Source organism: Arthrobacter sp. AG367, from assembly GCF_007828995.1.
Classification (GTDB): Bacteria; Actinomycetota; Actinomycetes; order Actinomycetales; family Micrococcaceae; genus Arthrobacter.
In genome coordinates this window covers 166,829-185,850 of the sequence record NZ_VIVE01000008.1, presented here as the reverse complement: position 1 = coordinate 185,850, position 19,022 = coordinate 166,829, and the positions used below count along the sequence as shown (strand labels likewise).

17 protein-coding genes are annotated in these 19,022 nt (G+C 69.1%); 11 read left to right on the top strand and 6 right to left on the bottom strand.

Annotated elements, in window-relative coordinates; genetic code table 11:
• The first annotated feature begins 175 nt into the window (after positions 1-175).
• Positions 176-1,891, top strand: a complete 1,716-nt coding sequence (locus FB478_RS18185; protein ID WP_144601243.1) for a thiamine pyrophosphate-dependent enzyme — start codon at positions 176-178, stop codon at positions 1,889-1,891.
• 59 nt (positions 1,892-1,950) lie between these two features.
• On the opposite strand, the gene FB478_RS18180 is transcribed toward FB478_RS18185, so the two are convergent.
• Entirely contained in the window at positions 1,951-2,298 is a 348-nt protein-coding gene (locus FB478_RS18180) for a hypothetical protein (RefSeq protein WP_018770854.1), read from the bottom strand.
• A gap of 215 nt (positions 2,299-2,513) precedes the next feature.
• Between FB478_RS18180 and FB478_RS18175 the strand changes: the two genes are divergently transcribed.
• From FB478_RS18175 to FB478_RS18140, 7 genes are all read left to right on the top strand, one after another.
• Positions 2,514-2,723 (top strand): hypothetical protein, encoded by a 210-nt coding sequence (locus FB478_RS18175; protein ID WP_018770853.1) that lies wholly within the window; start codon positions 2,514-2,516, stop codon positions 2,721-2,723.
• Between the two features lie 150 nt (positions 2,724-2,873).
• Positions 2,874-3,506, top strand: a complete 633-nt coding sequence (locus FB478_RS18170) for a hypothetical protein (protein WP_144601242.1) — start codon at positions 2,874-2,876, stop codon at positions 3,504-3,506.
• A gap of 83 nt (positions 3,507-3,589) precedes the next feature.
• Positions 3,590-4,360, top strand: coding sequence for a YcnI family protein (locus FB478_RS18165; protein WP_056392135.1), 771 nt, complete (start codon positions 3,590-3,592; stop codon positions 4,358-4,360).
• A gap of 101 nt (positions 4,361-4,461) precedes the next feature.
• Complete coding sequence (locus tag FB478_RS21190; RefSeq protein WP_026266006.1) at positions 4,462-5,115, top strand: DUF4232 domain-containing protein; 654 nt, start codon at positions 4,462-4,464, stop codon at positions 5,113-5,115.
• A gap of 90 nt (positions 5,116-5,205) precedes the next feature.
• Positions 5,206-6,780, top strand: coding sequence for an FAD-dependent oxidoreductase (locus FB478_RS18150; RefSeq protein WP_144601241.1), 1,575 nt, complete (start codon positions 5,206-5,208; stop codon positions 6,778-6,780).
• Positions 6,781-6,945: 165 nt separating this feature from the next.
• Positions 6,946-11,967: an ATP-dependent helicase gene (locus FB478_RS18145; protein WP_144601240.1), complete on the top strand. Its 5,022-nt coding sequence runs from the start codon at positions 6,946-6,948 to the stop codon at positions 11,965-11,967.
• Positions 11,960-12,796 (top strand): Fpg/Nei family DNA glycosylase, encoded by an 837-nt coding sequence (locus FB478_RS18140; RefSeq protein WP_144601239.1) that lies wholly within the window; start codon positions 11,960-11,962, stop codon positions 12,794-12,796. The genes FB478_RS18145 and FB478_RS18140 overlap by 8 nt, the downstream gene beginning before the upstream one ends.
• A 15-nt stretch (positions 12,797-12,811) precedes the next feature.
• Here the strand turns inward: FB478_RS18140 and FB478_RS21185 are convergent, their stop codons facing one another.
• Positions 12,812-13,447, bottom strand: coding sequence for a YitT family protein (locus tag FB478_RS21185; RefSeq protein WP_186447833.1), 636 nt, complete (start codon positions 13,445-13,447; stop codon positions 12,812-12,814).
• Between the two features lie 61 nt (positions 13,448-13,508).
• Between FB478_RS21185 and FB478_RS18130 the strand changes: the two genes are divergently transcribed.
• The gene (locus tag FB478_RS18130) at positions 13,509-14,990 is read left to right on the top strand and encodes a PLP-dependent aminotransferase family protein (RefSeq protein ID WP_144601237.1); all 1,482 of its coding nucleotides are present in this window, start codon (positions 13,509-13,511) and stop codon (positions 14,988-14,990) included.
• A gap of 118 nt (positions 14,991-15,108) precedes the next feature.
• On the opposite strand, the gene FB478_RS18125 is transcribed toward FB478_RS18130, so the two are convergent.
• Together FB478_RS18125 and FB478_RS18120 are read right to left on the bottom strand one after the other, a co-directional pair.
• On the bottom strand, positions 15,109-15,801 hold the full coding sequence (locus FB478_RS18125; RefSeq protein WP_144601236.1) for an SRPBCC domain-containing protein: 693 nt from the start codon (positions 15,799-15,801) through the stop codon (positions 15,109-15,111).
• Complete coding sequence (locus FB478_RS18120; RefSeq protein ID WP_144601235.1) at positions 15,798-16,436, bottom strand: helix-turn-helix domain-containing protein; 639 nt, start codon at positions 16,434-16,436, stop codon at positions 15,798-15,800. Before FB478_RS18120 ends, FB478_RS18125 begins: the two co-directional genes overlap by 4 nt.
• Before the next feature lie 110 nt (positions 16,437-16,546).
• Between FB478_RS18120 and FB478_RS18115 the strand changes: the two genes are divergently transcribed.
• Complete coding sequence (locus tag FB478_RS18115) at positions 16,547-17,524, top strand: RluA family pseudouridine synthase (protein WP_144601256.1); 978 nt, start codon at positions 16,547-16,549, stop codon at positions 17,522-17,524.
• On the opposite strand, the gene FB478_RS18110 is transcribed toward FB478_RS18115, so the two are convergent.
• Entirely contained in the window at positions 17,496-18,026 is a 531-nt protein-coding gene (locus tag FB478_RS18110; protein ID WP_144601234.1) for an O-acetyl-ADP-ribose deacetylase, read from the bottom strand. The genes FB478_RS18115 and FB478_RS18110 overlap by 29 nt on opposite strands.
• Here FB478_RS18110 and FB478_RS18105 point away from each other — a divergent pair.
• Positions 18,025-18,684 carry a VTT domain-containing protein gene (locus FB478_RS18105; RefSeq protein ID WP_018770839.1) on the top strand — a complete coding sequence of 220 codons (660 nt, stop codon included), beginning with the start codon at positions 18,025-18,027 and terminating at the stop codon, positions 18,682-18,684. The genes FB478_RS18110 and FB478_RS18105 overlap by 2 nt on opposite strands.
• Here FB478_RS18105 and FB478_RS18100 read toward each other — a convergent pair.
• Positions 18,681-18,986, bottom strand: a complete 306-nt coding sequence (locus tag FB478_RS18100) for a hypothetical protein (RefSeq protein WP_018770838.1) — start codon at positions 18,984-18,986, stop codon at positions 18,681-18,683. The genes FB478_RS18105 and FB478_RS18100 overlap by 4 nt on opposite strands.
• Positions 18,987-19,022: the final 36 nt, after the last annotated feature.

Here is a 19,022-nt window from a genome sequence, read left to right as displayed (position 1 = left end):
GTCACCGCCATCGCCTCCATCCTCATGGTCGCCGGCTGGTACGCCTGCCGCACCCGCATCCGCCAAATCGCCGAAACCCGCGACGGCTACACCGGAAAGTCCCCCGTCATCGCCAACCGCACCCCCATCTCCTGACCCCATCCCTTCCGCCAACCTTCCGAGCCAAAGAAAGAACATGACACCAGAGCCGCAGCCCACCCTGACCTCCTCCCCCACCCGGCCCGCCGCCGTCGTCCATCACCAGGACACCGTGGCGCCCGCCCTGAAATCCGCGGGGCACGTGATCGTTGACTCGCTGGTGGCGCATGGCGTGGAACGCACCTATGTGGTTCCCGGCGAGAGCTTCCTGGATGTGCTGGACGGCCTGCACAACTCGAAGATCGAAACCATCGTCTGCCGCCATGAAGGCGGTGCCGCGTACATGGCGGAAGCCGACGGAAAGCTGAACCAGCGCCCGGGCGTGGCGATGGTGACCCGGGGGCCCGGCGCGGCCAACGCCCACGTAGGGCTGCACACCGCCTGGCAGGACTCCACGCCGATGCTGCTCTTCGTGGGCCTGATCCCGTTTGCCCACCGGGACCGCGAGGCGTTCCAGGAATTCGACATCAAGTCCTGGTTCGACACCGGCGCCAAGCGGGTGATGGTCCTTGACCACCCGGAACGGGCCTCCGAGATAGTGGCGGAGGCCATGTTTGCGGCAATGAGCGGCCGGCCCGGGCCCGTGGTGGTGGGCCTGCCCGAGGACGTCATCCGGCGGGAGGTCAGCCCTGCGCTGCATCCTGCGATTCCCGTGGCCGCAGGCGGGATGGGCAGCGCTGATGCGTCAGCCCTGGAAGCGGCGCTGGCGGAATCGTCCAAGCCGCTGTTCGTGACCGGCGGCAACGACTGGACGCAGGAGGCCGCGGACCAGCTCACCGCCTGGCTGGAACGGCACCACATCCCGGCGGCGGCGGAATGGCGGACGCAGGGAACAGTGCCCTTCGATTCGCCGTCCTACGTGGGACCGATCGGCTATGGCCGGCCGCGCCCCACTTACGACCTGCTGGAGGAGACCGACCTCCTGGTCTTCGTGGGAACGGTGCCGGGCGACGTCATTACGGACGGTTTCGTCTGCCGGCAGGACTGGAACAAGGAAAATTTCCTGGTCACCGTGGACCCGTCGCTGCGGGGAAGGTCCGGCCCGGTGTCGCGGCAGATCCTGGCCAAACCGGAAGCGTTCGTGCGCGGCCTGGAGGGCATCAGCCTGCCCGTGAAGGAAGAGTGGAAGGCCTGGACGGCCAGGATGCGCGCCGAGCAGGAGCGCTTTGCCACGCTGCCTCCTGCTGCCCCGGCGGCAGGGCAGGCCCGGATGGACACCCTGATGGCCAACCTCGTCCCCCGGCTGCCGGAGGATGCGATGGTGACGTTCGGTGCAGGTGAACACACCAACTGGGCGCACCGGTATTTCCCCACCCGCCGCTACGCGTCCATGATCAGCGCGCGGAACGGGTCCATGGGCTACTCCGTCCCCTCGGCCATCGCAGCGTCCCTGGCCGAACCGAAGCGGCGCGTGGTCACCATCGCCGGGGACGGCGAATTCCTCATGAACGGGCAGGAGCTGGCCACGGCTGCCCAGTACGGGGCCACGCCGCTGGTGGTGGTCATGGACAACCAGGAGTACGGCACCATCCGCACGCACCAGGAGCGGCACTATCCCCGGCGCGTCTCCGGTACCCAGCTGAAGAACCCCGACTTTGCGCTGATGGCCAGGGCTTTCGGCGGATTCGGGGTCACGGTGACCGAGGACCGAGATGTCCCGGCAGCGCTGGATGCAGCCCTGGCAGCGATTGACCGGGACGGCGTATTCGCCCTCATCCATCTCGTGGTGGAGCAGCGGGTCAAGGCATACTAGGCCAAGGGGAAGGCCGGCACGAAAGTGCCGGCCTTCTGCCTTGCTCCTGCTGCGGGCGGTTAGAGCCGGTCCGTCCGGTCCTCGCCACCCTTGTGGCCGGCCCCGCGGAGGTTTTCCTGGACTTTGCCGAACAGGTCCTTGATGGTGGATTCCGCGTTGGTGATGACGTCCACCGGCACAAAGACCTCATGGGTCAGCGGCAGGTCATATTCGTCCTTCAGGTGGGTGCCGTTTCCAACCCCCGTCAGCGACAGGTAGACCATGGCCTCAGTCCGGGCGATGCCCGCGAGCTTGCCGAACACAACCGTGAACTCGTTCGGCTTGAAGCTGATGGTCTGCCCGATGTGGCTGCGGCCCAGTTCCCCGGCGGTTACGGCCTTCTCCGACTGGCTTCCGGTGTAGTCCATGAACTTCTCCTTCGATCGCCAACACGTATGCAGGCAGTCTAACCCTGCCGCTCCATGCCGGCACAGGGTCCCTGCTGGAGGGATGCACAACAAGGGACCGGAACCCGTGGCCATTCCTCCATTGAGCCGCGCCGTGGCGCAACGGTTTGATGGCATCACCGGGGCCGCAGCAGCCGCCCCGGCCAAGCCTCTTCAAAGGAATATCCGTGACTTCAATGACGAGCCGCGTAAAGAGCCCTGTCCGCTGGGACGCCGTCCAGGTCGGCGACAGCGTGGAACTCAGGAGGGATGGGCACACCGCCTTCAGCGGCCTGGTGGATGCCCGGACCGATGACGGCGACGTGGTGTGGGTGGCAGCCCCCGCGGGAGGCCGGCGCTTGTTCCATATCGCCGACGGCTACGACCTGGCAGGGGTGCCGGCATGACGGACTGCCCGGACGATTGCCCCTACTGCACCGGGCCGGAGACTGACTAAGGGGCCGGTAGAATCCTGAGGGTCCGGGCACCGGCTCCGGACCCGTAGGCGGAACCGGCCCTGCACCCTGCAGCGCCGGCGGACAGCAGGAGGAGCAGCCGTGCGTGGTTCCCTCCCGCAGGTCCCTTTCCACCTCCTCCGTGCCTCGACCCTGGCCGCCGGCACCCTGGCCCTCGCCGGCGGCGCCCACGTGGTTGGCGGAGGCCGCCTTCCGGCCCCGGGCATCCTCCTGGCCGTGCTGGCCCTGACAGCACTGGCCAGCACGGCCGCAACCCGCCTTCGGCTGGCGTTTCCGGCCATGGCCGCGCTCCTGGGCGGCGGCCAGCTGGCCCTGCACGAGCTTCTCACCGCCTTTTCCGCTCCCCTTGAGAGCGCAGCAGGTGCGCCGGCGGCGGCCTACCTGCACCAGGTCCCCCTGGCCGGGTTCGCAGCGTTCGCTCCCCTGGCGGAGCACCTGAGTCCCGCGAATCCCGCGCTGGCACCACTGATGCTCGCAGCGCACGCGGCGGCCACGCTGGGCTGCGCCCTCCTCCTCGCCAAAGGCGAAGCTGCCCTGTGGGCACTGGCCGACTGGCTGCGGCCCTTTGCCGGCCTTCCCGGGCCGGTGGCACCTGTCCCTGCCGTCCGCCTCAACGGACTGTTCAGGCACGTTCCCTTGTACCGCTCCCCCTGGCGCAACGTCCGCCAGGACAGCCGGCGCGGCCCGCCTTCCGCCGTCGTGCTTCCCTGCTAAAGCCCCGCACCGGCCTTCCGCCCGGCGTCGGGGTACACATTTTGCACGCCCTGAATCAGTGGTGTGCGCCAGAAAGGCAACCCATGACAACCCCGTTTTTTCGCCGTACCCTGACCGCATCCGCAGCCGCCGCAGGCTCAGCCGTTCTCCTGCTCGCCGCGGCGGGCGGCGCCTCAGCGCATGTTGGCGTGACGCCGGACAAGACCGGCGCCGGTTCCTATGCCCTGCTGACGTTCGGCATTCCGCACGGCTGCGGCACGTCCCCCACCACGAAGGTGGCCATCACGCTGCCCCCGGAATTGAATGACGCCCAACCCACAGTCAACCCCAACTGGACAGCGGAAAAGGTGACCGAACAGTTCGCCGAACCCCGGAAGCTCCCGGACGGAACCGCCATCACGCAGCGGACCAGCCAGATCGTCTATACGGCCAAGACGCCGCTGAGCCCCGAACTGCGCGACGCCCTGGTCCTTTCCGTGCACCTGCCGGACATGGCCGGGACAACCCTGAACTTCCCCACGCTGCAGACCTGCGAAAGCGGCCAGACCGACTGGTCCCAGGTCGCCGCTGACGGCCAGGACCCCCACGGGCTGAAAGCCCCCGCCCCCTCGCTCACCATCACGGCGGCGGACAGCGCGGACGCCCACGGCGCGGCAGGAGCTGCCCACGGCACCGGACAGGCGGCGGGGACGGACAGCGGCGCGGAGGCGCGCAGCTGGACCGGGCTTGCTGCCGGCGTGGGCGGACTGGTCCTGGGCGGGGCGGCACTGCTGCGGAGCAAGGGCAGGCTCCGCGCGCCGGGCAGCAACACTGCCGCCGGCACTGCCGGCCGGGAGCCGGCCGGCAAGCCCTAGGGTCGTAATTGGTGCCCGGATCATCACGATCCGGGCATCAAATTGCCCCTACTGCAGGTGGCATCGTTGACGCGGGCAACGGCTACCGCGAAGGTGGTCCCATGAGGTCTCAGAAAATTTCCCAGGGGTTTGCCATGACGACGGCGGCCGCAGCGGCAGCGCTGCTGCTCACCGCGTGCGGTCCAAGCCAGCCGCAGTCCCAGACTACGACGGCGCCCGCCACCGGGCAGGCCAGCCAGTCCCCCTCGCCGACCGCGTCAACGGCGCCTCCGGCGTCCTCGGCGCCGGCCACGTCGACGCCGGCTTCCCCGTCCCCCGTCAGCCCTGCCGGCACTCCGGGCCTGTGCAAGGCGGCCGGGCTCACGGCGGCCACGGATCCGTCCGGTGGCGGCGCTGCCGGCAGTGTCTACATGAAGCTCAACCTCACCAACAGCGGCTCCGAGCCGTGCATCCTCAGGGGCTTCCCGGGCGTCTCCCTGGTGGCAGACGCCGCCGGCGCCCCCATTGGCGCCCCCGCCACGCGGGATGAGTCCGCAGGTGTCGTGGACGTTCTGCTGGCCCCCGGCCAGACGGGCACTGCGGTGCTGCGCTACACGCAGGCAGGCAACTACATGGACTGCTCCCCCGTGGATGCTGCCGGCTACCGGATCTATCCGCCCGAGGACACCGATTCCCTGTTCCTCCCGCAACCTACCCGGGCCTGCGGCAACGCAAACATCACACTGCTCAGCATTGGAGCGTTCCAGCCCGCCTGACCCCGGGACCAGACCAAGGAGGGAACCGGGAATGGAGGGATGCACAAACTGGCCTGCGAGGGCCGTGGACCGTAGGCAGGTTGGACTGGCATGACGTCGATTTGGCTGGACCGCAGGGATCCCTTCATTTCTGATCCGTTTGAACCGGACACCAGGTATGACACGGTGGTGGCGGGGGCCGGCCTCACCGGCCTGGTCGCCGCACTGCTGCTGGCCCGCTCCGGGCAAAGCGTACTGGTACTGGAGGCCCGCCGGCCGGGGGCCGTGACCACCGGCAACACCACTGCAAAAGTAACGCTGCTGCAGGGCACGTTCCTGTCCCAGCTGGCCCGCCAGTATTCGCAGAAACAGGTGCAGGCGTACGTGGACGGAAACCGGAAGGGCCAGGCCTGGCTGCTGCGCTACCTGGAGGAGCACAACGTGCCCTTCCAGCGCCGCACCGCTTACACCTATGCTGCGTCAGCACAGGGAACGGAAAAGCTGCGGGAGGAGCTCAGCGCCGCCACCACTGCCGGGCTGGACGTGGATTACGTCCGCGACGCGGGTTTGCCGTTTCCCGTCCACGGGGCCGCCCGGCTGCGGGACCAGGCCCAGATCAACCCGATGGAGGTCCTCGACGCACTGGTGGCGGACATCCGCCGCCGTGGCGGCCGGATCGTCAGCGGCGTGCGCCTCCGGGACGTCACCGGTGATGCGCCCTCCGCCGTCAGGACCGACCGTGGCAGTGTCAGGGCGGACACGGTCGTCCTTGCCACTGGAATCCCCGTCCTGGACCGCGGCCTCTATTTCGCCAAGCTGAAGCCAAGCCGCTCCTACGCGGCGGCCCTTGCCCTGCAGGAGGACCAGGCACCTCCGCCGGGCATGTATATCTCCGTTGAGCAGCCCACGCACTCCCTTCGCGACTATGAGGTGGACGGCCGGAACCTGCTGCTTGTGGGCGGTCACGGCCATCACGTGGGGCGGACGGACTCAGAGAAAGCGCACCTCACCGGGCTGCTCGACTGGGCGGGCCGGCATTACCCCGGTGCGGTCACCACGCACACGTGGTCGGCACAGGACTACATGCCCACCAACCTCATGCCCTTCTTCGGAAAGCTCCCGCGCGGCAAGGGCCGGATCTACTTCGGCACCGGCTACAACAAGTGGGGAATGACCAACGCCGTCGCCGCCGCGCTGGGCATCTCGGCGGACATCCTGGGCGGCCAGGTGCCCTGGGCGGACACCATCCATCACCGCATTACATCGCCGGCAGGTGCGTTGTCCGCCGTGGCGCTCAACGCCGGCGTTGCCGCGAGGATGGCCTCCGACTGGGGCAAGGTGACCACCGAGGGCCGCAGGATTGACGGCCTCAAACGGCGAACCCGCGGACCCACCGTTCCCGCAGCGCCTGCCCCCGCAACACCTGATACCGCAGGCCCGGCCGCCGTCCCGGCCGAAGGCCAGGGCAAGGTCTACCGCGAGGGCAACCGGCCGGTGGCTGTATCCACCGTGGAAGGAACCACCTGCAGGCTCTCGGCGGTCTGCACGCACCTGGGCGGCATCCTGCACTGGAACGACAACGAACAGACGTGGGACTGCCCCCTGCACGGGTCCCGCTTCACGAACCAGGGCAGGTTGCTTGAAGGCCCGGCCACCAAGGACCTGCCGGAGTCCGAAACTGTTTGAACAGGAATTGATCAGCTATTGAACAGGGATTTGCCGGCCGAGGCCCTGCAGGGCTGCCGTCTGCCTTGGCCGAAATCCCGGGGTTGGACGGGGTGATGTTCGGCTTCGGGCGGAACCCCGGCCGCCCGGGAGTCGGGTGTCAGTGCCTTGCGGCATGATGGAGGCATGAACCAGGAACAGCGTCCTGCCGGCAGCAGTGTTTCCGGTGCGGCCGCCCCCATGGGCCAGTTCAGCCGGCCCACCAGGGACTGGTTCCTTGGCGCGTTTTCCGAGCCGACTCCTGCGCAGGCCGGGGCCTGGAACGCCATCTCCTCAGGATCGCATGCGCTGGTGGTGGCCCCCACCGGCTCCGGAAAGACCCTCGCGGCCTTCCTCTGGGCGCTGGACAGGCTGCTCGCCTCGGCGTTCCAGGCCCCTGATCCCGCCGCTGCCCAAGCGCCCGCAAAAGGCAAGCGGGCCCGGGCGCCAAAGCGCAAGACCCGTGTCCTCTACATTTCGCCCCTAAAGGCTTTGGGCGTTGACGTGGAACGGAACCTGCGGTCCCCGCTGATCGGCATCACCCAGACGGCAAAGCGGCTGGGACTTCCCGCCCCGCTGATCACGGTAGGGGTCCGGTCCGGGGACACTCCCGCTGCGGACCGCCGGACGCTCTTGACCAACCCGCCGGACATCCTCATCACCACCCCGGAGTCGTTGTTCCTCATGCTCACCTCCAAGGCCCGCGAAACCCTTGCCGAGGTGGACACCATCATCATTGACGAGGTCCACGCCGTGGCCGGGACCAAGCGCGGGGCCCACCTTGCCGTGTCCCTGGAGCGGCTGGACGCGCTGCTGCCCAAGCCTGCGCAGCGCATCGGGCTTTCCGCCACGGTGGAGCCGCGGGAGCTGGTGGCCCAGTTCCTGGCCGGTTCAGCCCCCGTGGAGATCGTCGCCCCGCCGGCCAGGAAGAACTGGGACCTCACCGTATCGGTGCCCGTGGAGGACATGTCGGACCTGCAGGGCGCGGCAGGGGCGTTCGACTCCGGCCCGGCTTCCGGGCTGCAGCCGCAGGCTTCCATCTGGCCGCATGTGGAGGAAAAGATCGTGGACCTGGTGCTGGCCAACCAGTCCACCATCGTCTTCGCCAACTCCCGGCGGCTTGCCGAACGCCTCACGGCGCGGCTCAACGAGATCTACGCCGAACGCCAGCTGATTGCCGTCGGCGGGGGCTGGGACGATCCCGGCCCGGAAGGGCAGGCCGGCGCGCCCGGCACGCAGGGGGGACCGCCGTCGGGCATTCCCGCTTCAACCGCCACCCCTGCGCACATGATGGCCCAGGCCGGCAGCTCCGCGGGCGCTGATCCGGTCCTGGCCCGCGCCCACCACGGTTCCGTGTCCAAGGACCAGCGCGCGCTCATCGAGGACGACCTCAAGTCCGGGCGGCTGCGCTGCGTTGTGGCTACGTCGTCCCTGGAACTGGGCATCGACATGGGTGCCGTGGACCTGGTTGTGCAGGTGGAGTCGCCGCCGTCCGTGGCCAGCGGCCTGCAGCGGGTGGGACGCGCCGGGCACCAGGTGGGCGAGATTTCCCAGGGCGTCCTTTTCCCCAAGCACCGGGCAGACCTGGTCCACACAGCCATCACCGTGGAGCGGATGCTGGGTGGCAAGATCGAGCGGCTCAGCATCCCTGCCAATCCGCTGGACATCCTGGCCCAGCAGACCGTTGCCGCAACCGCCCTGGGCAGCATCGACGTGGAGGAGTGGTTCAGCACCGTCCGGCGCTCGGCGCCTTTTGCTTCCCTCCCCCGGTCAGCGTTCGAGGCGACCCTCGACCTCCTGGCGGGGCGCTACCCGTCCGACGAATTCGCCGAGCTGCGGCCACGGATCATCTGGGACCGCAACGCCGGCACCATCGAGGGGCGGCCCGGAGCCCAGCGCCTGGCCGTTACGTCCGGCGGCACCATCCCGGACCGCGGCCTGTTCGGCGTCTACATCATCGGCACCGAACAGGAAGGCTCTGCCTCCCCCTCCGGGGACGGCAAACCGGCGCGCGCACCAAAGGGCGGCCGGCGCGTGGGCGAGCTGGACGAGGAAATGGTCTACGAGTCCCGGGTGGGCGACGTCTTTGCCCTGGGCGCCACCAGCTGGAAGATCGAGGACATCACCCACGACCGCGTCCTGGTCTCCCCCGCGTTCGGGCAGCCCGGAAAGCTGCCGTTCTGGAAGGGCGATTCGCTGGGCCGGCCCGTGGACCTGGGCCGCGCACTTGGCGCCTTCGTCCGCGAACTGTCCGCGTCCGACGCCGGCCCTGCCACCGAGCGCTGCAAGGCCAGCGGCCTGGACGACTTCGCCGCCAACAACCTCATCCAGTACCTCAACGAGCAAAAGCAGGCCACCGAGGTGGTCCCCAGCGACACCACCCTGGTGGTGGAGCGGTTCCACGACGAACTGGGCGACTGGCGCGTGATCCTGCACAGCCCGTTCGGCATGCCGGTGCACGCCCCGTGGGCGCTGGCCGTGGGGCAACGGCTGCACCAGCGCTACGGACTGGACGGCTCCGCCATGGCCGCCGACGACGGCATCGTGCTGCGGGTGCCCATGATGGAGGACGAGCCGCCCGGCGCCGAGCTGTTCCTCTTCGATCCCGAGGAACTCGAGCAGATCGTCACGGCAGAGGTGGGCGGCAGCGCCCTGTTTGCCTCGAGGTTCCGGGAGTGCGCTGCCCGTGCGCTGCTGTTGCCGCGCCAGACCCCGGGCAAGCGCCAGCCGCTCTGGCAGCAGCGCCAGCGGTCGGCCCAGCTGCTGGACGTGGCCAGGAAGTACCCCACGTTCCCCATCGTGCTGGAAACAGTCCGCGAATGCCTGCAGGACGTCTACGATCTGCCGGCGTTGAAGGACATCGCCGCGTCCGTGGAACGGCGTGAGCTGCGGATCCTGCAGACCACCACCCAACAGCCCTCGCCGTTCGCCAAGTCCCTCCTCTTCGGTTACGTGGCCCAGTTCCTCTATGAGGGCGATTCCCCGCTCGCCGAACGGCGGGCCGCCGCCCTGGCCCTGGACTCCACCCTCCTGAACGAGCTGCTGGGCCGGGTGGAACTGCGCGAACTCCTGGACGCCAAAGTCATCGAGGCCACCGAACGCGAGCTGCAGCGGCTGGCCCCTGACCGGCGTGCACGGGGCATGGAGGGCGTCGCGGACCTCCTGCGGTTGCTGGGCCCGCTGACGGCCGGGGAAACGGCGGCACGGCTCCAGGGTTCACAGCCGGCAGGGGACGCAGTCCAGGTCCTCGAGCCCGGTGACGCTCCGCCGGTCGAGGCTGCCGCAACTGTGGAAGAGGCGGCAGCGCACCTGGCCGCGCTCCAGCGCGCCAACCGCGCCATCAAGGTCAACATCGGCGGGGTTGAACGCTTCGCCGCCGTGGAGGATGCAGCCCGACTCCGCGACGCCATTGGCGTTCCGCTGCCCATGGGCGTTCCGCTGGCCTTCATCGAGCCGGTGGCCGATCCCCTGGGCGACCTTGTCTCCCGGTATGCCCGGACCCATGGGCCCTTCACCGCTGCCGAAGCCGCTGCCCGGCTGGGCCTCGGTGTGGCTGTGGTGGGTACGGCCCTGAAACGCCTGGCAGCGGATGGACGCGTGGTGGAGGGGGAATTCCGGCCCCACGTCACCCCGCCCGAAACGGCGCCGCCGGAGGCCGGCGAACCTGCCGGACCACCGCCAGCCGATGAAGCCGCCAGCGCTCCCGTCCCCGACGTTGCGCACGCTATCGCCAGCGAATGGTGCGACGCCGAGGTGTTGCGCAAGCTCCGCCGTCGTTCCCTGGCCGCGCTGCGTGCCGAAGTGGAGCCGGTGGACGCTGCCGCCTACGGACGCTTCCTGCCCGCGTGGCAGCATGTCAGGACTCCCAGCGGCGGCCGCGGCCAGCCCTCGCTGCGCGGCCTGGACGGCATCATCACCGCCATCGACCAGCTCTCAGGGGTGCCCGTCCCCGCGTCAGCCTGGGAGCCCCTGGTGCTGGCCACACGGGTATCCAATTACCAGCCCGCGATGCTGGATGAACTGATGGCTGCAGGTGAAGTCCTGTGGTCGGGGGCCGGGGCGCTCCCGGGAAACGATGGCTGGATCAGCCTTCACCTGGCGGACTCGGTGGAACTGACCCTCAACCCATCGCCCGAGTTTGAACCGGGGGACGCCGGCCAGCGGCTCCTGGACCACCTGCGGAACAACGGCGGCGGGTACTTCTTCCGCCAGCTGACCGAAGTGGCGGGCGGTATGGACGCCGTGCTGAGCGACCAGGAGGTGGTGGCTGCGCTGTGGGACCTCGCATGGGCCGGCAGGATCACCGGTGACACGTTCGCCCCGGTCCGGGCCTTGATCGCGGGAGGCCACACGGCCCACCGCCAGGTGGCAAGGGCACCACGTGCCAGGGCGCCGCGGCTCAGCCGGCTGGGCCGCTCCCACGGCACCGGCCTGATGGGCTCCCCCGGGCTGGCCGGCGGCCGGTATGGAACGCAGGGTGCCGCCACTCCGCCCACCGCCGCCGGGCGGTGGTCGGCGCTTCCCGAGCCTGAACTCGATCCCACCATCCATGCCCGCGCCACGGCGGAACTCCTGCTGGACCGCTATGGCGTGGTCACCCGGGGCTCGGTCATGGCCGAACAGATCGTGGGTGGCTTCGGCCTGATGTACAAGGTCCTGGCCCGGCTGGAGGAGGCGGGCCGCTGCCGCCGGGGGTACTTCATCGAACATCTTGGTGCCGCCCAGTTCGCTGTTCCGGCCACCGTGGACCGGCTCCGCTCCTACTCGGAAGACACGCAGCTGGCGAAGGCCGAACCGGTGGCCCTGGCCCTCGCCGCCACCGATCCCGCCAACCCCTACGGTGCGGCCCTCCCCTGGCCCGCGCTGCAGGACGACGCCGGAACCGGCCACCGTCCCGGCCGGAAGGCCGGCGCGCTGGTGGTCCTGGTGGACGGTGCGCTGGTCCTGTACGTCGAGCGTGGCGGGAAGACCCTGCTGGCCTTCAGCGATGACGAGGCCGTCCTGGCGGCGGCGGGTGCCGCGCTGGTGGGGGTGGTCACCCGCGGTGCGGTGGACAAGCTGATCATGGAGAAAGTGAACGGGCACGGCATCCTGGACACCCCGGTGGCCGCTGCCCTCAGCTCCGCCGGCGCCTACTCCACCCCGAAGGGATTGAGGATCCGTGCCTGAGGGCGATTCGGTTTGGCGGGCCGCCCGCCAGCTGCACCAGGCTTTAGCCGGACAGACGCTGCTCGCCTCCGACTTCCGCGTGCCCCGGTTCGCCACCCTCAACCTGGCCGGCTGGACCGTTGCCGAGGTGGTTCCCAGGGGCAAGCACCTGCTGATGCGGGTGGTCAGCCCGGAGGACAAACGGCTGACCATTCACTCCCACCTGAAGATGGAAGGCGCCTGGCAGGTGTATCCGCCTGGCGAAAGGTGGCGGAAGCCGGGATTCACCGCCCGGTGCGTGCTCCGCACGGCCGTGGCAGACGCCGTCGGCTTTTCCCTTGGCATTGTGGAAGTGGTGGCCACAGCCAATGAGGACTCCATCGTGGGATTCCTCGGCCCGGACCTCCTGGGCCCGGACTGGGACCCGGACGAGGCGGAACGGCGCATCCGTTCGCGCCCTGAGGTGCCGGTGGGGGTTGCCCTGCTGGACCAGCGGAACCTCGCAGGCATCGGGAACATTTACCGCTGCGAAACGTGCTTCCTGTCCGGGGTGCATCCCGCCACGCCGGTTTCCGGGGTCACGGACGTGCGGACCCTGATGACCGATGCCAAACAGCTTCTGGAAGTGAACCTCGGGCCCGGCCGCCGCGTCACCATCCTGAATGCCCGCGGCATGCCGGTGGGCAGGATGGCAGGCAGGCCCGGCTACTGGGTGTACGGCCGGGAACGCCAGCCCTGCCTGAAATGCGGCACGCCCATCCAGCGCGGACTCCTGGGCAAGCCAAACGGTGAGGAGGAGCGGGACATCTACTTCTGCCCGAAATGCCAGCCCGTACCAGTTGATCTTTAGGCGCAGGCGATCCTGTCAGGCGCAGTTCTCCGGAGCCATGGCGGTCCGGGCCTTGCCTTCGGTCTTCGGAACGGCAGCAGGAACCATGAAGCGCGGCAGCAGCACATGGACCAGCGGACCAATGGCCAGGGCGTAGACCACCGTGCCCACGCCCACCGAGCCTCCCAGCAGCCAGCCGATGGCCAGCACAGACACCTCAATGAGTGTGCGCGACAGCCGGACTGACCACCCGGTCCGGCGCGCCAGTCCCGTCATCAGCCCGTCGCGGGCACCCGGCCCGAACCCGGCCCCGATGTAGCAGGCTGAGGCGACGCCGTTCACCAGGACGGCCCCTGCAAGAAGCCCGGCCTGGCCGGCCACGTGGGGTACGGCAGGAATCAGGGCCAGGCCGACGTCCGCAAATACGCCCACCAGGACCGCGTTGCAGAGAGTGCCGAAGCCGGGCATTTGCCGGAGCGGTATCCAGAGCAGCAGCACCAGGAAACTCACAGCGATGACCACCGCACCGATGCTCAGACCCGTCCGGTTCGCCAGCCCCTGGTGGAACACGTCCCAGGGGTCCAGCCCCAGCCCGGCGCGGATGAACATGGCCAGGGAGATGCCGTACATGGCGAGGCCGGTGAAGAGCTGGAGGAGTCTGCGGGTCATCATGCAAACAACCATTCCATGCAACTGGCATCGGAATACATAGCCAGTTTGAGATACTGGCTACATGTCCACCACCTTGAGCGCCACCGCCCTGTCCCGCCTGCTTGGCACCTGGAACAACGGCACCGGCCCGGCCTACCGGGAACTGGCCGATGTGGTCCGGCTCCTGATCCTGGATGGCCGTGTAGCCCTGGACAGCGCGCTGCCCAGCGAACGGTCCCTTTCGGCAGCCCTCGGCATCAGCCGGACAACCGTTACCGCCGCCTACTCCAGCCTCCGGGAACAAGGCTTCCTCAGCAGCGGCCAGGGCAGCCGCGGCAAGACGCGCATCCCCGAACTCACGCCGTTCGGCCGGGCGCTTTACGGTCCGCAGCCGCGGCCGGCCGAACCGTTTACCGCACCTGGCCTCACCGCACCGGAAGGGTTGATCGACCTTGCCTATTCGGCCTTGCCTGCCAGCGGCGAGGTGGTGCACCGGGCCTTCGCCGCGGCATTGACGGAGCTTCCCGCCCTGCTGCCGGGATTCGGCTACGACGCCCTGGGATTAAGGCCCCTGCGCCAGGCGATTGCGGACAGGTATTCGGCAGCCGGGGCGCCCACCCAGGCAGGCCAGATCATGGTGACGTCCGGCGCGCAGCATGCCCTGACCATCATCATCCGCACGTTGGCAGGCCGGCAGGACCGGGTCATGGTGGAACACCCCAGCTACCCGCACGCGCTGGATGCCATCCGGGCGGCCGGCTGCCGTGCCGTCCCGGTGGCTTTCACGAAGTCCGGCTGGGACCTGCCCGCCATGGAGTCGGCCATGGCCCAGCAAAAGCCAAAGCTCGCCTACCTTGTCCCCGACTTCCACAACCCCACGGGCATGATCATGCCGGACGCCCAGCGCCGGCGGCTGGTCCGCGCCGCCGCCGCTGCCGGAACCGTGCTGGTGGCGGACGAGACACTCCGTGAACTGAACCTGGACGGCGTCGCCACCACTCCACTGGCCGCCTTCGGCAGCACGGTGGTGTCCATCGGATCCCTCAGCAAGTCGCATTGGGGCGGCCTGCGCACCGGCTGGATCCGGGCCTCGGAAACGATGATCCAGCGGTTTGCCGCGGCACGCACCACCCTGGATCTGGGCGGACCCGTCATGGAACAGCTCGCCGCCGCCCACCTGGTGCGGGCCCTGGACGAACCGCTGCCCGCGCTGCTGGAGACCCTCCGCGGCAACCGGGCAGCACTTCTCGGCCTCCTGGCCGAACATCTGCCCACCTGGCGCACCACGCATGCAGCCGGCGGCCTGTCCATCTGGTGCCGGCTTCCCACGCCCATCAGCACGGCGTTGACAGTGCTCGCGCCGGACTTCGGGGTCAGGCTGGCGGCGAGACCCCGGTTCGGCATCGGCGGCGCGTTCGAACGCAACCTGCGGGTGCCGTTCGCCCTTCCACCGGACAAGCTCGAAACGGCGGTGCTGGCGCTGCGCGCCGCCCAGGACAAGCTGGACTCGGCTCCCCAGCTGCGGCGCTCGCTCACCCATGCCCCCGCCGTCGCCATCGCCTGACGCCGGGCCCGGACCGGCCGCCGTCGGAATCGCCGGAACGGTGCCAAATCGCCGGAGAGGTACGGCGATCCCGCACCGTTCCGGCGATTTGGAGCGCCACACAGAACGTTAGGGGCAGTTACGCGTACACGCGCTCCAGGAAACCGCCCCAGGCCTTGGCCGTGGTCGCGGAATCGGCGGTGCCGCTGAAGTCGTGCACGGTCATGCCAACGGGGGCACCGAAAGCGTTGCGGCCGAAGAACCGGTAGAGGGCGTCCGGGGTGCGCACGCCCAGGAAGTGCTCATTGGAGAAGTCCACCTCGCCTGTCAGCCGGCCCACGCCGTCGAGCTCCACATCCACCGCAGCGCCCTGCCCGGCCGCGCCGGCACGCAGCGTTTCGCGAAGCCGGATGAAACCATCGGGGGCCTGGGATGCCGCCGGTGCCTGGACGTCCGTAAACACCACAGGCCTGCCGTCGAAGTACTGCAGGTACTGGCCCAGCGTGTGCAGGTAGAACTCGGTGTGGCGGCTGGCGCCGTCGTACTGCTGGTCCCAGTTGTCCGCGAAGATGCCGCTGTGGACGTAGTGGAGCCGGGCCCGGCCGCCGTCCAGCGGTTCCAGCACATGTTCCAGCTGGTTGAACCAGCCGTCGGGCCCGTCCATCCGGGAGACCAGGTGGTGCGGGTACTCCTCCACCGTCCTGACGTCCGGCCACTGGTCCGTGGGGAACATCCATGCGGGCGTTCCATTGGTCACCGCTTCCCACACCCGCTCGGGCGTGCCGGGGAGCTCCGTGTCGTAGACGATTTCGAAGTTGCGGTTGTCGGTCATTTGTCCTGCTCCTTGCCTGGATGGGATTCGTTGGTTGCCATGGGGGCACCGGTTTCTTTAAGTGCCGGGTGCAGCGCCACGACGAGCCGGTGCCGCCGCCCCCGTGTTGACTGGGCGTCGTCGTGATATTTGTCCACCAGCCGGGTGACCTCGGTGCCGAGCTCCTCGGCGAAGGCTGCACGGTCCGCCGCGGTGCGGAACGTGATCTCGCCATCAATGGCGAACGTAGCCAGCTTTTGCCGGGCAGCGGCGGCGCCGGCAATCAGCTTGCCCACCTCCTGGACCATCCGGCCCGCGAGCGCCAGCAGCCAAAAGGCGGAGAAGCGGTCTGCAAACCGTCGCGGGTCCGGGGACACCTCATTCAGCGCGATAGGTGAGATGAGGTAGGACGCCGCCGTGGCCTGCAGGACCCGCTCGGTCACATTGCCCTTGCGGCGTTCCTCCACCAGTTCCACCAGCCCGTGCCGCTCCAGCGCCTTGAGGTGGTAGTTCACCTTCTGCCGGGGCAGGCCGACACGGACAGCCAGCTGCGTGGCGGAAGCCGGCTGGACCAGCTCGCGCAGGATCCGGGTGCGGATGGGGTCCAGGGATACCTCGGCCGTGGCCGGGTCCTCGATGACGGCGATGTCCTGCATGCCTCCACTATCGCAACCGACAACTTTTATTGTCAAGAACTTTTTTATCGTCGGTGGCGGCTGGACCCGGCCCCGGAGGGCCACGGCCGCCCCGGTAGAATGGGCGGGTGATGCAATCCCCCCTTCCCGTGCGCGACGGCGTGAACGCCACCCGCCTGCGCCTTCCGGAAGAGGGTCCGTGGGACACGGCAATGGACTACATGATGCACCGCTGGGGACATATCGATCCGCAGGGCATCGAGGACAGGTTCGACGCCGGCGAGATCGTTGGCGAGGGCGGCGTCCCTTTGGACCGCGCCACTCCGCTGCAGGACCACACCTTCATCTGGTACTACCGCACGCTGCCGCCGGAGACGCGGCTGCCCGTGGAAATCAGCATCCTCCACCAGGACAACCACCTACTGGTGGTGGACAAGCCGCACTTCCTGCCCACCACCCCGGGCGGCACGTACATCCAGGAGTCGGCCCTGGTGCGCCTGCGCAACCAGTTGGACCTGCCGGACCTGATCCCCATGCACCGGCTGGACCGGATGACCGCCGGCGTCCTGCTCTTCTCCACCAACCCGCAGACCCGCGGCCGGTACCAGGTGCTTTTTGAGAAGCGGCAGGTGCAGAAGGAATACGAGTGCGTCTCGGCCGCTGAGCCCGCGCCGGGACATCCCGCCGTCGACTTCCCCGTGGTGGTGCGCAACCGGATGACCAAGTCGCGCAGCTACCTGCTGGCGGAGGTCATCGACGGCGAGCCGAACGCGGAAACCAGGATTGAGCGGCTGGAAACGTTCGACGGCGGCCCGGCGGCGGTTGCCGCGGGCACCGGTGCCGGCGGCAGCAGGCCGTGCCTGGCCAGGTACCGGCTGGAACCGCACACCGGAAAGACCCACCAGCTGCGGGTGCACATGGCCTCGCTGGGGCTGGGGATCGTGAACGACGCCTTCTACCCGGACCTGCTGGACAAAGCCCCGGACGACTACGCCAGACCGCTGCAGCTGCTGGCACGCGGCATACGGTTCGTGGATCCGATCTCCGGCCGGCCGGTGGAGTACCGCAGCAGCCTGGAACTCAGCGAAGCGGCCCCAACACGTCACTGAACACCGCCTCCACGTCCGCGGTGTGCAGCACGAACTCCACCAGTTCCAGGCCGCTTGCCGGATGCGAGGCCCGGAAACCATCAACGGCCTCCAGCGCCGCCTGCGCCACCGCCGCAGCCGGCCACCCATAGGCTCCGGCCCCCACGGCCGGGAAGGCAAGCTCCCCGGCTTCCAACCTGTCGGCCACCCGCAGGCTTTCGCTGAAGCAGGACACCAGGAGCGCACGGTTGGTCTGTCCGGCGCGGCGGTTGGGTCCCACCGTATGGATCACCCAGCGGGCCGGCAGCCGGAACGCCGGCGTGGCCACGGCGGCCCCGGTCTGGAGGCCGTGCGGCAGCGCCGTGACACGCAGCTCCCGGCACGCTGCCAGCAATTCCGGCCCGGCGGCCCGGTGCAGCGCACCGTCCTCTCCCCCGCCGCCCAGCAGCGAAGGGTCGGCGGCGTTCACCACCACGTCCACCCGCCGCTGCGTAATGTCGCCCTGCAGAACCGAGATCCGCATGCCGCCAGTTTCCCAAGTGCGGTACCTTGTGGCAATGGACTTCGGCGGCATTGACAGCTGGGGGGCGGCCCTTTATTTCTGGGTCATCCCGGTGGTGATCGGCGACGCCATTTTTCCGCCCATCCCGTCGGAGATGGTGGTGATTACCGGAGGCGCGCTGTCCGCCGACGGCCGGGCCAACGTGTTCCTGGTGCTTGTCCTGGCCGCCCTGGCCTCCTGGATGGGAGACATGGTGGTGTTCCAGCTCTTCCGGCGGCGGCTGAGCCATGTGCTGGACCGCTGGAAATGGGGCCGCCGCGTCCACGCCGGCATCCATGCCGGACTGGCCAAGGCGGGCCGTTCATCCACCTACGGCACCATCATCGGGGCCCGGTTCATCCCCGGCGGCAGGCTGGCCACATCGGCCGCCTCCGGGATCGCGAACGTCTCCGTGCGGGGCTTCAGCCTCTGCGCCGGACTGGGGGCGGTCCTGTGGGCATGCTGGCTGGTGGGGCTGGGCTACTTCACCGGTTCGGCCACCAAGCTGCCGTTCTGGGCCAGCTCACTCATCGGCGTGGCCGTTGGCCTGGTGATCGGCGCCGTCGTGGGGATCATCGTCACCCGGCGGCGCGGTGACCGGTCGCCGGTGGAGGACGAGCCGATCCCCGACGCAGGCTAGACGGGCAGCCACTTGCCGCGGCTGCGCCGCAGCACGCTGAGCGAGCCTGTCAGCGCAACGCGTTCGACGGCGTCGCGCATCATGGCTGCCGACTCCACCGCCTGCCGGTTCTCGCCGCTGTACTCGCTGGCTTCGACGAGGAAGCGCAGGTTCAGCTGCGGCACGCCGCCGGCGAGCTGGAGCTGGTGCGCCTCCACGTGGTGGCGCGTGCCCAGCGCCTCCACGGCCGCGTCCATGACAGCCTCCGGCGGATTGCCCGGCCGCAGCCCGGTGATCTTGAGGCGGGTCTGGAAGGAAGGCATGCCTCCAACCCTATCCAAACCCCCGCTCACATCCTG